The sequence below is a fragment of the Bradyrhizobium sp. P5_C11_2 genome (genome assembly GCF_054049755.1).
The window spans coordinates 1-14779 of sequence record NZ_JBFULT010000122.1 but is presented as its reverse complement, the minus strand read 5'-3'; the positions used below and the strand labels follow the sequence as shown (position 1 = coordinate 14779).

The 14779-nt window shown below is 64.9% G+C and carries 14 protein-coding genes; 1 reads left to right on the top strand and 13 read right to left on the bottom strand.

The genetic code is table 11. From position 1 onward, the window contains the following. The 9 genes from ACXJL8_RS14535 to miaA all read right to left on the bottom strand — a co-directional run. A partial coding sequence (locus tag ACXJL8_RS14535; protein ID WP_456685146.1) for a cache domain-containing protein occupies nt 1–965 on the bottom strand: 965 nt, incomplete at its 3' end. A 420-nt stretch (nt 966–1385) separates the two neighbouring features. Further along, nucleotides 1386–2405, bottom strand: coding sequence for a ketol-acid reductoisomerase (ilvC, locus tag ACXJL8_RS14530; protein ID WP_456619894.1), 1020 nt, complete (start codon nt 2403–2405; stop codon nt 1386–1388). Nucleotides 2406–2538: 133 nt separating this feature from the next. Continuing rightward, on the bottom strand, nt 2539–3141 hold the full coding sequence (locus ACXJL8_RS14525; protein WP_456619895.1) for a LysE family translocator: 603 nt from the start codon (nt 3139–3141) through the stop codon (nt 2539–2541). A 7-nt stretch (nt 3142–3148) separates the two neighbouring features. After that, a complete protein-coding gene (locus ACXJL8_RS14520) occupies nt 3149–4024 on the bottom strand; it encodes an EamA family transporter (RefSeq protein WP_456685145.1) in 876 nt (291 codons plus the stop codon). A gap of 65 nt (nt 4025–4089) precedes the next feature. Next, the gene (locus tag ACXJL8_RS14515; RefSeq protein WP_456619897.1) at nt 4090–4779 is read right to left on the bottom strand and encodes a class I SAM-dependent methyltransferase; all 690 of its coding nucleotides are present in this window, start codon (nt 4777–4779) and stop codon (nt 4090–4092) included. A gap of 3 nt (nt 4780–4782) precedes the next feature. Beyond that, nucleotides 4783–5325 (bottom strand): acetolactate synthase small subunit, encoded by a 543-nt coding sequence (gene ilvN / locus ACXJL8_RS14510; protein WP_014493064.1) that lies wholly within the window; start codon nt 5323–5325, stop codon nt 4783–4785. 21 nt (nt 5326–5346) lie between these two features. Beyond that, entirely contained in the window at nt 5347–6318 is a 972-nt protein-coding gene (locus tag ACXJL8_RS14505; RefSeq protein ID WP_456619898.1) for a threonine dehydratase, read from the bottom strand. Nucleotides 6319–6322: 4 nt separating this feature from the next. After that, nucleotides 6323–8095 (bottom strand): acetolactate synthase 3 large subunit, encoded by a 1773-nt coding sequence (locus ACXJL8_RS14500; protein WP_456685144.1) that lies wholly within the window; start codon nt 8093–8095, stop codon nt 6323–6325. Nucleotides 8096–8599: 504 nt separating this feature from the next. Further along, complete coding sequence (miaA, locus tag ACXJL8_RS14495; protein ID WP_456619900.1) at nt 8600–9556, bottom strand: tRNA (adenosine(37)-N6)-dimethylallyltransferase MiaA; 957 nt, start codon at nt 9554–9556, stop codon at nt 8600–8602. An 11-nt stretch (nt 9557–9567) separates the two neighbouring features. Between miaA and serB the strand changes: the two genes are divergently transcribed. Then, a complete protein-coding gene (gene serB, locus ACXJL8_RS14490) occupies nt 9568–10473 on the top strand; it encodes a phosphoserine phosphatase SerB (protein WP_456619901.1) in 906 nt (301 codons plus the stop codon). A gap of 117 nt (nt 10474–10590) precedes the next feature. On the opposite strand, the gene ACXJL8_RS14485 is transcribed toward serB, so the two are convergent. The 4 genes from ACXJL8_RS14485 to hflK form a co-directional block, all read right to left on the bottom strand. Further along, nucleotides 10591–12102: a Do family serine endopeptidase gene (locus ACXJL8_RS14485; RefSeq protein ID WP_456685143.1), complete on the bottom strand. Its 1512-nt coding sequence runs from the start codon at nt 12100–12102 to the stop codon at nt 10591–10593. A 145-nt stretch (nt 12103–12247) separates the two neighbouring features. After that, nucleotides 12248–12454: a DUF2065 domain-containing protein gene (locus tag ACXJL8_RS14480; protein WP_456619903.1), complete on the bottom strand. Its 207-nt coding sequence runs from the start codon at nt 12452–12454 to the stop codon at nt 12248–12250. 71 nt (nt 12455–12525) lie between these two features. Next, nucleotides 12526–13422 carry a protease modulator HflC gene (gene hflC, locus ACXJL8_RS14475; RefSeq protein WP_456619904.1) on the bottom strand — a complete coding sequence of 299 codons (897 nt, stop codon included), beginning with the start codon at nt 13420–13422 and terminating at the stop codon, nt 12526–12528. Next, nucleotides 13419–14555 (bottom strand): FtsH protease activity modulator HflK, encoded by a 1137-nt coding sequence (gene hflK / locus ACXJL8_RS14470; protein WP_456619905.1) that lies wholly within the window; start codon nt 14553–14555, stop codon nt 13419–13421. The genes hflC and hflK overlap by 4 nt, the downstream gene beginning before the upstream one ends. Between the last annotated feature and the right edge of the window lie 224 nt (nt 14556–14779).

The window sequence follows — 14779 nt, the reverse complement described above, 5'->3', positions numbered from 1 at the left end:
GCATCAAACATGCTGAGCCCATGCGGCATGTTGCTCAACGCTGCGTCGAACCGAGCACTCGCAGCCGCAAGCGCGTTCGTTTGCCGCCGCAGCAGGAATGTGCCGATCAGAATAATGCTGACGATCGCGGCAGCCAGCGGACCGAAGGTGTAGAGATGCCGGTACAGCGGCTGCAACACGTGACTACGCGTGTAAGTCACAATGAGAACCAGCGGCAGGCCGGACACGGCCTTGTACCCTGCAATGCGCGCGACGCCATCGATGGGGCTCGTGAGCTCGTATGAGCCCACCTCGGAGACCGGCAGATACTGGGTAAACAGCGGGCCGCCGGCGACCGACTTGCCCAGGACATCCTTCTGTTCCGGTACGCGCGCGAGGACCCGTCCGGTGCGATGGAGCAGGACCACCGAGCCGTCCGGGCCCAAATCGATCTTGCGATAGATCTTGAGGAGAAAGGATTGATCCAGCGGCGCAGTAACGACGCCCGCAAAGCTCCCATCCGGGTTGTTCAACCGGCGTGACGCCGCACTGAACCATTTGTCGCCGCCTGCCGAGCGATAGGGTGGCGCAACGAACAATCCGGTGCCGGCGCCATCGCGTTGCGCGATGAAGTGGGACATGTCGGAGATGTTGTTGCGCGGCAGCGCGTGATCGTAGGAATGCGCAACGACCGCGCCGGAGGCATCGGTCCAGCCGACCGCGACGAGAATCGACGAGCTCCTGACCAGTTGACGCAACGCGAGATTGGCCGCACCGGGATCGGCGTATTTTCCGGACAAAGCGTCCTTGCGGATCGCCTGCGCCTCCAGCAGCACACGATCGATATCTTCGAACGTCACCGCGGCATGCTCGGCGAGAATGGCCGAGAGATTGAGCGCGTCGGTTTTCGCCGATGCGACCGCTTCTCGATAGCGGATGCCCAGATCAACGAGAAACAGAGCGACGACAACGAGCGAAAACAGCATGCCAAGGATCGTGACGGACGATCCCGGCGATCCGGCCAGCCTTCGCCATGCGTTCAGCATTGTCCATCTGCGGTACGAGCAATGGCTCACCCTCGCCCGGCCGCGCTAAGATTTGGTTGATTGACCCATCGCAATTCGATCCCGTAGTCGTACGGAAATCAGGTCAGTAAAGGTGTCCTAATACTTGGGGAGCGCTGAAAAACACCCCATGCTGCGGCAAAACCGAAGCCGGTTTCGGCTGGAGCTTCGCGGCGCGGGGGAGCGGCGCGCGCGATCAGCGAGATCACACCGGCGCGAGGCGGACATCGCCGCCCCGCGTCATTCCGGGGCTGGCGTCCACGCAAGCCCGGGAAACTCATGAACATGGATCGAAGTCCGGGGGCGCGACGTCGTCACGCCCCCGGAACGATGGGGTTGCCGTCAGTTCTTGCTCTTGTCGACCAGCGCGCCCTTCTTGATCCAGGGCATCATGTCGCGGAGTTTCGCGCCGACTTCCTCGATCGGGTGCGCGGCGAGCTTGGCGCGGGTCGCCTTGAACGAGGTCTGGTTGACCTTGTTCTCGAGCATCCAGTCGCGGGCGAACTTGCCGGACTGGATGTCGTTGAGCACGCGCTTCATCTCCTTCTTGGTCTCATCGGTGACGATGCGCGGACCGGTGACGTACTCGCCGTACTCGGCGGTGTTGGAGATCGAGTAGTTCATGTTGGCGATGCCGCCTTCATAGATCAGGTCGACGATCAGCTTCACCTCGTGGAGGCACTCGAAATAGGCCATCTCCGGGGCGTAGCCGGCCTCGACCAGGGTCTCGTAGCCGCCCTTGATCAGCTCGACCAGGCCGCCGCAGAGCACCACCTGCTCGCCGAACAGGTCGGTCTCGCACTCTTCCTTGAAGGTGGTCTCGATGATGCCGGCGCGGCCGCCGCCGACGGCGGAGGCGTAAGACAGGCCGAGGTCATGGGCGTTGCCCGAGACGTCCTTGGCGATCGCGATCAGGCAGGGCACGCCGCCGCCGCGCTGATACTCCGAGCGCACGGTGTGGCCGGGGCCCTTCGGCGCGATCATCAGCACGTCGAGGTCGGCGCGCGGGTCGAGCAGGTTGAAGTGGACGTTGAGGCCGTGCGCGAAGACGAGCGCCGCGCCCTTCTTCATGTTGTCGTGCAGGTGCTCGCGGTAGATGTCGCCCTGGAGCTCGTCCGGGGTCAGCATCATGACGAGGTCGGCCCATTTGGCGGCTTCCGCGACTTCCATCACCTTGAAGCCGGCGGCTTCCGCCTTCTTGGCCGAGGCCGAGCCCTTGCGCAGTGCAATGGCGACTTCCTTGACGCCGGAATCCTTCAGGTTCAGCGCGTGGGCGTGACCCTGGCTGCCATAGCCGACGATGACGACCTTCTTGCCCTTGATCAGGTTCAGGTCGGCGTCGCGATCGTAATAAACACGCATGGTCGTTTCCTCATTCAGGGGCCGGAATCGGCCGTTGGTCAGGTCTCGGAGGGTGAAATTTGCGGATTTCGGGGGCTGTCTAGAGCATTTTCGCTCCAGGGGGAAACCCGTTTCTGCATGGAAAAATGCCGCATCATGCATCCATGAAGACGGGGTAGAGGGAGGCGAGCAGCAGGATCGCCATCAGGATGTTGAAGGCGCGGACCAGCCGCTCGGAGGTCAGGACCGGCCGCAGCGCGGTGCCGAACAGCGCCCAGACCACCGTCGAGACCGTGCCCACCAGCAGGCTGATCAGGGTCTGGATCGCGATGTTGAGCGGGAATTGGGCGATGGCCGCATAGGCCGTGATGGTGCCGATCACGATCACCCAGCCCTTAGCATTGATCCACTGGAACATGGCCGCGCCCCAGAAGGTCATCGGCCCACGGCCGCTGTCGCCACCCGGCGTGGCCGGGCCGGACATGGCGATCACGGCGGCGAGGTAAATCAGGTAGGCCGCGCCGGCATATTTCAAAATGGTCTGGAGGATCGGATAGGCCAGGAACACGGTGCCGAGCCCGAGGCCCACCGCGGCGACCATGAAGGCAAAGCCGATGACGATGCCGGCGATGTGGGGGATGGTGCGCCGGAAGCCGTAGGTCAGGCCCGAGGCGAGCAGCATGATGTTGTTGGGCCCGGGGGTGAAGTACATCACCACCATGAAGATGAGGAAGGCATAGAAGAGCGAATAGGCCATGTTCACCTCACGCCGTCTTCGGCAGCGGCTGCGGGCGCCTTGCCAGCACCATCACCGCGATGCCGCCGATCACGGTCAGCATGCCGGCGAGCCTTAAGGGCCCGAACCTTTCGCCGAACACGATGCTGGACGCCGCCGAGCCCACGAACGGCACCAGCAGCGCGAACGGCACCACCTGCGCGGCGGGATAGTCGCGCAAGAGCCGGCCCCACAGCCAATAGGCGATGCTGGTCGAGATGCCGCCAAGCGCCAGCATGCAGAGCGCGGCATTCAGCGACATCTGCGTCAGCGACGTCCAGGTCGGCGCGGGGCCGTTGGCGATCAGTGCCAGCGCGAACAGCGGCAGGGCCGACGTGAGGCACAGCCAGGCGAACAGATCGAACATCGGCACGCCGCGGGCGCCGCGCAGCAGCAGATTGCCGACGGCAAAACTGACCGGCGCAACCATCAGCACCGCGAAGGCACCCACACTGAAATCGTAGCCGACGGTGCCGCAGATCATCAGAAGGCCGACTGCCGCAATGACGATGCCAAGCGTCTGCACCGATGTCGGCCGCTCGCCGAACGCGATCACGGCAAAGCCGATGGTGAACAGCGCCTGGCTCTGCACCACGACGGAGGTCAAGCCCACCGGCACGCCGTGCGCGATGCCATAGGCCTGACTCAGGAACTGGCYGAGAAACAGCGTGAAGCTGATCGCGATCAGCAGCGACCAGGCGATCTTCGGCTTGCGAATGAACAGGCACGGCACCGCGGCGATGGTGAAGCGCRGCGCGGTCATCAGTTCCGGCGAGAGCTCGTCGAGCGCGATCCGGCTCGCCACGAAGGCGAGGCCCCAGGTGATCGCCACCATGAGGGCGATGAAGATGTCGGCCGGCTTCATTGTTGTTGTTCTTGGCTCTGTCTGGTCGTTCAGCTCTGGTGTCGTCTAGCCTTGCTCGCCGGCCATTACGTCGAAGGATTGGGTTTGCACACGAGATAGGTGCCGTGCATCGGGGCGTGGTAGTCGGCCGAAACGAGGGTGAAGCCGACGTCGGTCAGCATCCGCTCCATCACCCAGCCGAAGGTGGAATATTCGTCGCGCATATGCGTGACGACGCTCTCGCGCGAGAAATCGTGATTGTTGATCTGGTAGTCGGCCCATTGCTCGACGTCGCGCTCGGAGGCGTCGGGCATCGAGACGTAGACGATGTCACGAAGGTAGAAGCTCGCACCGGGCTTCAGCGCGCGGTAGATCCGCGACATCGCCACCGCCTTCCAGAAATCCGGCAAATGGTGCAGCGTGAACTCGCTGACGATCAGATCATAGGACTCCGGCTGGTAGGAGAAGCTGAGCAGGCCGGCCGACTGGGTCGCGACCTTCGCCTTGCGGTCCCGCGCGTAGATCTCGGCCAGATCCAGCATCGCCGGCGAGATGTCGATGGCGTCGACCTGGGCGCCCATCAGCGCCGCCTCGGTCGCCAGCACGCCATTGCCGCAGCCGATATCGGCGATCCGCCAGCCGCGCTGAACCCCGAGCATCTTCAACGCGGCGCGCGCGCGCAGATCGGCGTCGTCGTGGGTGTCATAGATCGACGCCACCGCAGGCCCGATGCCCATCCGGTTCCGCTCGTTGTAGTACCAGTCGCGCGCCAGCATGGCTCACATCCCTTCAGGCCCGCGGCCGATCGCGGCAACGCCGGTGCGCGACACCTCGACAAGGCCGAGCGGGCGCATCAGGTCGATAAACTGGTTGATCTTGTCCGTATTGCCCGTGATCTCGAACACAAAGCTCTCGGTGGTGGCGTCGATCACCCGGGCGCGGAACGCGTCCGCCAGCCGCAGCGCCTCGACACGGTGCTCGCCCTGTCCGCGCACCTTCACCATCGCAAGCTCACGCTCGATCGAGCGCTTGGTCAGCGTCATGTCGACGACCCGATAGACCGGGATCATGCGGTCGAGCTGGTGCTTGATCTGCTCGATCACCATCGGCGTGCCCGTGGTGACGATGGTGATGCGCGACAGATGCTTCTGGCTCTCGGTCTCCGAGACCGTGAGGCTCTCGATGTTGTAGCCGCGGCCAGAGAACAGGCCGATGACACGCGCGAGCACGCCCGGCTCGTTCTGCACGAGCACCGAGAGCGTGTGCGTCTCGTTGGGATCGTGACGGTCCTCGATGAAATAGGCGGATGCGGGCTGGTTCATTGTCGTCCCCTCTTGTCTCCCTCACGCCATCGCTGGCGCATCCGTTCCGACCCAACGGTGGAACAGATCGAAATCGATATTGCCGCCGGAGAGCACGAGACCGACGTGCTTGCCAGACAGTTTTGTCTTTTCCTGAAGCGCCGCGGCAAGCGCGGCAGCGCCGGCGCCTTCGGCGAGATTGTGCGTGTCGGTCCAGTAGGCGCGGATCGCGGCGGCGACCTCATCGTCGGAAACCTGCACGATGCGCGAGGCGCCCTTGCGGATCAGCGCGAACGCATCCGCATCGGGAATGCGCGTCGCCATGCCGTCAGCGTGCGTGTTGCTCGTCTCGGTCGTCACGACGTGGCCTGCCGCGAACGACAGCGCATAGGACGGCGCTTCGGTCGACTGCACGCCAACGATCTCGGTCTTCAGGCCCAAGAGATCACGCGCCATGATGCAGCCGCAGATGCCGGAGCCCTGCCCGATCGGCACATAGAGGATGTCGAGATCTGGCGCGGACCGGAACAGCTCGAGCGCGTAGGTCGCAACACCCAGCACGAGGTCGGGATGAAACGACGGCACCATGTGGAGCCCGGCGAACTGCGCGCGGCGCTCGGCCTCCTCGCGCGCGGCCTGAAAGTCCTCGCCATGCTCGACGAGCTCGGCGCCAAAGGCCTTCATCGCCCGGTTCTTCTCGACCGAGTTGCCGCGCGGCACGTAAATCACGGCGGGCACGCCGTGGCGGCTCGCCGCGAACGCGAGGCTCTGGCCGTGATTGCCGCGCGTCGCCGAGATGATGCCCGGCGTATTCGGCCGCTCGCGCTTGAGCCGATCGAGATAAACGAGGCCGCCGCGCACCTTGAAGGCCCCGATCGGCGTGTGATTCTCGTGCTTGACGACGACCTCGGTGCCGAGACGCTGGGCGAGCAGCGGCCAGGCGTGCGCCGGCGTCGCCGGCACCGCCTGCCCCACAATGTCGTGTGCGCGCTCGAGCTCCTTCAGGTCGAACATGACGTCACACCAGCGCCTTGCCGCCCGCAAACGCCTTGGCCGTGGCCTCGTCGTTCGCCTGCTCGGGCAACAGCAYTTCGTTGTGCGCCTTGCCGGACGGGATCATCGGGAAGCAGTTTTCGAGCGCCGCGACACGGCAGTCGAACAGCACCGGGCGCTTGACCGAGATCATCTCCTGGATGGCGCCGTCGAGATCGCCAGGCTTGTGCACCTGGATGCCGACGCCGCCATAGGCCTCCGCGAGCTTGACGAAATCCGGCAGCGCCTCCGAATAGGAATGCGACAGCCGGTTGCCGTGGAGCAGCTGCTGCCACTGCCGCACCATGCCCATGTACTGGTTGTTCAGGATGAAGATCTTGATCGGCAGCTCGTACTGCACCGCCGTCGACATCTCCTGCATCGTCATCTGCACCGAGGCATCGCCCGCGATGTCGATGACGAGGCTGTCGGGATGGGCGACCTGCACGCCGACCGCGGCGGGCAGGCCGTAGCCCATGGTGCCGAGACCGCCCGACGTCATCCAGCGGTGCGGCTCCTCGAAGCCGAAGAACTGCGCCGCCCACATCTGGTGCTGGCCGACCTCGGTGGTGATGTAGGTGTCCCTGCCGCGCGTCGCCTCGAACAGGCTCTGGATCGCGTGCTGGGGCAGGATGACGTCGTTGCTCTTCTTGTAATAGAGCGAGTTGCGGGCGCGCCACTGCGCGATCTGCTGCCACCACGCCTTGATGTCGGGCTTCTTCGCCTCCGCCTTGAACACCTGGAGGATGTCGCCGAGGATGTTGCCGCAGTCGCCGATGATCGGCACGTCGACCCGGATGTTCTTGTTGATCGAGGACGGGTCGATGTCGATGTGGATCTTCTTCGAGCCCGGCGAGAACGCGTCGACGCGTCCGGTGATGCGGTCGTCGAAACGCGCGCCGACGCACAGCATGACGTCGCAATCATGCATGGTCATGTTGGCTTCGTAGGTGCCGTGCATGCCGAGCATGCCGAGCCAGTTCTTGCCCGACGCAGGATAGGCGCCGAGGCCCATCAGCGTGGAGGTGATCGGGAATCCGGTGACCTCGACCAGCTCGCGCAGCAGCTTGGTCGCTTCAGGGCCGGAATTGATCACGCCGCCGCTGTAGATCACGGGACGTTTTGCATTGGCGAGCAGCGACACCGCTTTGCGGATCTGCGTCGCATCGCCCTTCACGCGCGGCGCGTAGGAACGGTGCACGTCGGACTTGCGCGGCGGATGATAGGTGCCGGTCGCGAACTGCACGTCCTTCGGAACGTCGACCAGCACCGGGCCCGGACGGCCCGTGGTCGCAACGTAGAACGCCTCGTGCAGCACTTTCGCGAGATCGTTGACGTCGCGCACCAGCCAGTTGTGCTTGGTGCAGGGACGGGTGATGCCGACGGTGTCGCACTCCTGGAACGCGTCGTTGCCGATCAGGTGCGTCGGCACCTGGCCGGAGATGCAGACCAGCGGGATCGAGTCCATCAGCGCGTCGGTCAGCGGCGTCACCATGTTGGTGGCGCCGGGGCCGGAGGTCACCAGCGCAACGCCCGGCTTGCCGGTCGATCGCGCATAGCCCTCGGCGGCGTGGCCCGCGCCCTGCTCGTGCCGGACCAGGATGTGCTGGACCTCGCTCTGCTGGAAGATCTCGTCGTAGATCGGAAGCACAGCGCCGCCGGGATAGCCGAAAATGTCGGTCACGCCGTGATCGATGAGCGCACGAACGATCATCGCGGCGCCGGTCATCTGGTTCGGATCGTGGCTCTTGTCGCTCATTGGCTTGCTCCGGATGCGCTGTTGTCAGCGGCTTCGTTCGTGTCTGGTTCGGGAAATAAAAAAGGCCCCGAAGAGGGCCCATGCACACCGCCTGTCATGTGGATGGCAGCTAGCCATCCCCGGCGGTGTGCCTGGGTACGACGGCGATAAGGAGTTTGGTAATAATATTACGCATGGCAGGTGCCCGGCTTCCCAAAGGTTGCGCGAAACATAGCGACCAAAGCCCCGATGTCAAGGCAAAGCGGTCGTTCCCGCGCGATTTCGGAAGTGTAGCGGGGTTCCGGCGGTTCGGCGAGAGGTAAATACGGGAACCCGAGCACAAAACCGCGTCAGCACCCCGCTCGTCATTCTGGGGCGATGCGAAGCATCGAGCCCGGAATCCCTAGCCACAGGCCGTCCTGGGGCCTKAAGTGGTAGCCAACAGCCATCGCCACATGAGCGCCTGGGATTATGGATTCCGGGCTCGCGCTATGCGCGCCCCGGAATGACGATGGAGCGAGGCTCTCACCCCTCATCCCGCTCTGCGTTCACGATGGCCGCAAGCCACCCCCTCGCCTCCTCCGGCTTCACCCATTCGAACGCAGGCAATTGGTGCCGGAACCACGTGAACTGCCGCTTGGCGTAGTGGCGGGTGTCGGCGCGGCCGATGCCGGCGGCCTCCTCCAGACCGAGTTCGCCGCGCAGATGCCGGATCAGCGCCGGCACGCCATGAGCCTTCATGGCCGGCAACAGCGGATCGAGCTGCCGGGCGGCCAGCCGCTCGACTTCCTTCAGGGCGCCGGCGCCCAGCATGGCGTCGAAGCGGGCATCGATGCGGGCGTAGAGCTCGTCGCGTTCGGGGGCGAGAAACACCGCGCGAAAACTGTCCCTGGGCAACAGCGGCGGCTGGCCCTCGTGGTGCCAGTCGAGCAGCGAACGCCCGGTCGCCTCGATCACCTCGAGCGCGCGCGCGATACGGGTGCGGTCGCGCAGGTTCAATCGTTCCGCCGCGCGCGGATCGCGGCTTGCGAGTTCCGCGTGCAGCGCCTCGACGCCGTTCCGCTCCAGCCGCGTACGCACGTCTTCGCGCACCTCGGCAGGAATCGGCGGCACCACCGACAGCCCCGCCGTCAGCGCCTTGAAATAGAGCCCGGTGCCGCCAATGAAGATCGGCAGGCGGCCCAGCGCTTGCGCCTCGTCAAGCGCCTTCGCCGCGTCGGCGACCCAGGCGCCGGCCGAGAAATTCACGGCTGCATCGACATGGCCGTAGAGGCGGTGCGGCACCCGCGCCTCATCGCCATGTGTCGGGCGCGCCGTGATGATGCGCAGGTCGCGGTAGACCTGCATGGAATCGGCATTGATGACGACGCCACCGGTGGCCAGCGCAAGCTCGAGCGCCAGCGCCGACTTGCCGCTGGCGGTCGGGCCTGCGATAAGCACGGCCTTGCCGACATGCCTTCCGCTGACTTGCCCCTCGCTCACGAAAACCTCAAATGTCCCTCGTCGCCACGCTGATCTGCAATCCCGCCAATCCCGCGCTCGATAGCACCATCGTCGACGGCGCCCGCGCCGTGCTGCCCCAGGCGGCACCGGCGCATTGGCTGTTCGACGGCGTCGCCGTCGACATCCCCTTCGGCGCCGACAGTAACCTCGAAGGCGACCGCCACGCCATCGAACAGCGGTTGCGCGAGCTGCGCGGCGACCTGCCCATCGACATCGTGGTGCAGCCTGTCGGCTTCCGGCGCAAGAAGCTTTTTCTCGCCGACATGGATTCCACCATGATCGGCCAGGAATGCATCGATGAGCTCGCTGATTTTGTCGGGCTGAAGGCGCACGTCGCCGGCATCACCGAACGCGCGATGCGCGGCGAGATCGAGTTCGAGCCGGCGCTGCGCGAGCGCGTCGCGCTCCTGAAGGACCTCCCGGTCGGCGTGGTCGACAAGGTGCTGGCCGAACGCATCACGCTGACGCCGGGCGGCCGCGAACTGGTCGCGACCATGCGCGCGCACGGCGCCTATGCCTGCCTCGTCTCCGGCGGCTTCACGCTGTTCACGAGCGCGGTCGCCGCAAAGATCGGCTTCCAGGAAAACCGCGCCAACGAGCTCGTCGTGCACGACGGAAAATTCACCGGCGAAGTCAAGGAGCCGATTCTGGGCCGCGCGGCCAAGCTCGCGACGCTGGTGGATTTGATGGAGTCGTTCGATCTCGACGACATCGACTCGCTGGTGGTCGGCGACGGCGCCAACGATCTCGCGATGATCCAGGCGGCCGGGCTCGGCGTGGCCTATCACGCCAAGCCGGCGGTGGCGGCCGCGGCAGCGGCGCGGATCGATCATGGCGATCTCACCGCGCTGCTGTATGCGCAGGGGTATCGGCGCAACGAGTTTGTGGAGGCCTGACGCACTCGTCGTTCCGGGATGGTGCGAAGCACCAGACCTCAGGTGCGCAATTGCGCACCGGGGAACCTCGAGATTCCGGGTTCGATGCTTTGCATCGCCCCGGAACGACAGATGAAGTTACTGCACGCTCAGCGCCACGAACCGCAGCTCGCCGTCACCGTTCGAGACCAGCAGCAGCACCGACTTCTTGCCGTCCTTCTTGAGCTGGTCGACCCGCTTCTGGATGTCGGCGCCGCTCGACACGGCCTCCTGCGCCACCTCGACGATGACGTCGCCGGCGGAGAGCCGCTTCTCGGCGGCGTCCGAATTGGCGTCGACATTGGTGACGACCACGCCCTTGACGCTGTCCTTGATCTTGTAGCGCGTGCGCAAATCCTTGCTCAGCGCCGCGAGATCGAGGCCGAGCGCCTTCTGCGTCACGGTCTTTTCAGGCGCGGGCTCGTCGGTCTTTACCGCCGCCTGCACCTTGTCGGGATCCTGGAGGCGGCCGAGCGTGACCTTCTTGGTCTCCTCCTGGCCCTTGCGGATCACGATGACGTCGACCTCCTTGCCGACCGCCGTGTCGGCGACGACGCGGGAGAGATCCTTCGGATCCTTGACGTCCTTGCCGTCGAACTTGACGACGACGTCGCCGGGCTCGATGCCGGCGGGCTTGGCCGGGCCCTTGTCGTCGACGCCGGCAACCAGCGCGCCGCGCGGCGGCTTGATGTTGAGGCTCTCGGCGATCTCGTCGGTGACGCTCTGGATCCGCACCCCGAGCCAGCCGCGGCGCAGCTCGCCGAACTGGCGAAGCTGGTCGACGACGCCAGCGACCGTCTTCGACGGCACGGCGAAGCCGATGCCGATCGAGCCGCCGGAGGGCGAGATGATCAGCGTGTTGACGCCGATGACGTCGCCATCGAGATTGAACAGCGGACCGCCGGAATTGCCGCGGTTGATGGCGGCGTCGGTCTGGATGTAGCTGTCATAGGGACCCGAGGAGATGTCGCGGTTCTTGGCCGAGACGATTCCGGCCGTCACCGTGCCGCCGAGACTGAAGGGGTTGCCGATCGCGACCACCCAGTCGCCGAGGCGCAGCTTGTCGGAATCGCCGAACTTCACCGCAACCAGCGGCTTCGTCGGCTTGAACTTCAACACGGCTAGGTCGGTCTTCTTGTCGACGCCGACCAGTTCGGCCTTGATCTTGGTGCCGTCGTTGAGGATGACGTTGATCTCGTCGGCGTCCGCAATGACGTGGTTGTTGGTGACGACGACGCCTGATGTGTCGATGATGAAGCCGGAGCCGAGCGAGTTGGTCTTGCGGGGCGGACCGTTGTCGCCGCCCTTGCCGCCGCCGGGGCCGCCGGGACCCCTGCGGTTCTTGAAGAAGTCGTCGAAGAACTCCTCGAAGGGCGAGCCGGGCGGCAGTTGCGGCATGGTGTTGCTGCCGCCGCCCTTGGCTTCGACGGTCTGCGAGGTCGAGATGTTGAYGACCGCGTCGATTACCTTCTCGGCGACGTCGGCGATGCCATCCGGTCCGCGCGCATAGGCCGGCGAGCCGAACGCGCTGAAAGCGCCGATCGCGAGCGCAGCCAGCCCAAGTCGCACACAATGGCGAAAGCAGGTCRGGGCAATGGTGGCAGCGTTCATTGTGATCTCCAGAGAGAATAGGGATTCGGCATCAGACTGCGCTCGAACGGGTGGACGGCGCAAGCACGGAGGTTAACGGGCCTCAAGACGCGGATAATACGGCGAAAAACGGCCCCTCGCCTTCACTTTGGCGTTGGCACGGCCGCTAAATGGGCCGTCGCATAACCCAGATCAGGATCAGGCCGGCGACGGCCGAGGCGATCCCCACCGCCCGCAGCACATGGTCGGGCGTGGCAAGCGCGCTCTTCATGGCCTTGCGCATCCAGGCCGGACTTGCCGCGAACATCAAGCCTTCGAGCACGAACAGGATGCCTAAGCCGATGAGGAAGTCGGCGAACGCAATGGACCTCATCGGATTGGAACCTCCCGTTATGCTGTTCTTGTCTGGACGAAGGGCGGCAAGAATGCCGCCCTTGGCCTAGCTCACGGCTTCGCCGGTGTCGTGGTCGCCGTCTTGCCGCTCGGGTTACTGAAATACCGGAAGAAATCCGAGTCCGGACGCAGCAGGAAGCGGGTGTCGTTCGAGCGCAGCCCGTTCTCATACGCCGCCATCGACCGGTAGAAGGCGAAGAAGTCAGCATCCTTGCCGTAGGCTTCGGCGAACAGGCGGTTGCGCTCGGCGTCGCCGACGCCGCGGGTCTGCTCGGCAGTCGAGTTCGCTTCGGCGATGATCACCGTCGCCTCGCGATCGGCCTTGGAGCGGATCTCCTGTGCCTTCTGGCCGCCCTGCGCGCGGAACTCGGCCGCTTCACGCTGACGTTCAGTCTGCATGCGCTGGTAGACCGCCTGGCTGTTCTGCTCCGGCAGATCGGCGCGGCGGATGCGGACGTCGACGACCTCGATGCCATAGCCGTCGGCCTCGCGGTCGAGTTGCTCGCGGATGCGCCCCATCAGCCTCTCGCGCTCGTCACGCACCACGGTGATGAAGTTGACCTCGCCGAGCACGCGGCGCAGCGCCGCGTTCAACAGCGATGTGAGCTGGAGATTGGCGGCCTGAATCGAGCCCACGCTCTGATAGAAGCGCAAGGCGTTCTTGATGCGGTAGCGCGCAAACGCGTCGACCACGAGCCGCTTCTGGTCGGACGCGATCACTTCCTGCGACGGATTTTCGAGGTCGAGAATCCGCTTGTCGATGTTGATGACGGAGTTCCACGGCGCCTTGAAATGCAGTCCGGGATCGGTGACGACGTCCACCGGTTCACCGAACCGCAGCACGATGGTCTGCTCGGTCTGCTGCACCGTGAACAGCGACATGTAGGCGACGATCAGGACCAGGAGCAGTCCAAGGAGCGCGACGATACCTGTAACCGGGGACCTCATCGGCTGCCTCCGCTCGACTGCTGGCCGGTTGCGGCGGGCCGCTTCGGTGTCAATTCGTTGAGCGGGAGATAGGGCACGACGCCCTGCCCCGAGGAGCTTCCGTCGTAGATCAGCTTTTCCGAGCCGCCGAGCACGCGCTCCATCGTCTCCAGATAGATACGTTCACGCGTCACGTCGGGCGCCTTCTTGTATTCCTCGTACACCTTCAGGAAGCGGGAGCTCTGGCCCTTGGCCTCGGCGACCGCCTGTTCCTTGTAGCCTTCGGCAGCCTGGAGGATCTGCGCTGCGCGGCCCCGCGCTTCCGGTACGACCTTGTTGGCGTAGGTCTGCGCTTCGTTCTGCAACTGCTCGAGGTTGGCGCGCGCCGCCTGCACGTCGCGGAACGCATCGATCACCTGCGCCGGCGGGTCGACCTTCTGCATCTGCACCTGGGCGATCTGGACGCCGGCGCCGTAGCTGTCGAGCGTCTTCTGCATCAGGTCCTGCACGGTGGTTTCGGTCTGCGTCCGCGCCCCGGTCAGGATCGGCTGGATGTTGGAGCGGCCGATCACCTCGCGCATCGCGCTTTCGGCGACCGCCTTCACGGTGCCTTCGGGGTTCTGGATGTTGAACAGGAAGTTGCCGACGCCGTTGGGCTTGATGCGCCATAGCACGGTGAAGTCGACGTCGACGATGTTCTCGTCGCCGGTCAGCATCAGGCTTTCCTCCGGCACGTCACGGATGGTGCGGCCGCGCCGGGCCGGATCATCGATCAACGTCATGCCGATGGAGATCGTGGAGACGCGCAACGCCTTCGGCAGCAGCACCGTCTCGATCGGATAGGGCAGATGATAGTTCAGGCCCGGATCGACGGTGCGGACGTGCTTGCCGAAGCGCAGCACGACGCCTTGTTCTTCGGACTGCACGCGGAAGAAGCCCGACAGCAGCCAGAGCGCGACGATGATGAGCAGGATCAGCGTGATGCCGACACCGGAGAAATAGCCGCCAGGGATGATCTGCTGGAGGCGGTCCTGACCGCGTCGCAGAAGATCTTCCAGATCCGGCGGCCTCGGCCCGACCGGTTGCGGGCCTGAACCCCACGGTCCTTTCGGACCCGAGCCCCATGGGCCACCGCCCTGATTCTTCCACGGCATTCGACGTTCTCCTCGGCAGACCGGGACTAGAACTGATCCGGCCCGCATTGTCCGGCCCGGCTTTATAGGGGACCGGCAGGTCCCTTACAACGCGGCCTTGACCGACCTCCGAGCTATGCTCGGGCGCGAAAAAGTCAATGTAAACATTGGCGAATGCGGTTAATGGCGGGGCCGCCGACGATATGTCACATAGGAGAAGTCGGCGCCGTCGTCAGGACCGGCGG

What these genes read in the sequence shown, in the direction of transcription:
- hflK (WP_456619905.1), bottom strand. Translation starts at nt 14,555, where the DNA reads ATGCCGTGGAAGAATCAGGGCGGTGGCCCATGGGGCTCGGGTCCGAAA.
- hflC (WP_456619904.1), bottom strand. Translation starts at nt 13,422, where the DNA reads ATGAGGTCCCCGGTTACAGGTATCGTCGCGCTCCTTGGACTGCTCCTG.
- ACXJL8_RS14515 (WP_456619897.1), bottom strand. Translation starts at nt 4,779, where the DNA reads ATGCTGGCGCGCGACTGGTACTACAACGAGCGGAACCGGATGGGCATC.
- ACXJL8_RS14525 (WP_456619895.1), bottom strand. Translation starts at nt 3,141, where the DNA reads ATGGCCTATTCGCTCTTCTATGCCTTCCTCATCTTCATGGTGGTGATG.
- ilvN (WP_014493064.1), bottom strand. Translation starts at nt 5,325, where the DNA reads ATGAACCAGCCCGCATCCGCCTATTTCATCGAGGACCGTCACGATCCC.
- ilvC (WP_456619894.1), bottom strand. Translation starts at nt 2,405, where the DNA reads ATGCGTGTTTATTACGATCGCGACGCCGACCTGAACCTGATCAAGGGC.
- ACXJL8_RS14480 (WP_456619903.1), bottom strand. Translation starts at nt 12,454, where the DNA reads ATGAGGTCCATTGCGTTCGCCGACTTCCTCATCGGCTTAGGCATCCTG.
- ACXJL8_RS14505 (WP_456619898.1), bottom strand. Translation starts at nt 6,318, where the DNA reads ATGTTCGACCTGAAGGAGCTCGAGCGCGCACACGACATTGTGGGGCAG.
- serB (WP_456619901.1), top strand. Translation starts at nt 9,568, where the DNA reads ATGTCCCTCGTCGCCACGCTGATCTGCAATCCCGCCAATCCCGCGCTC.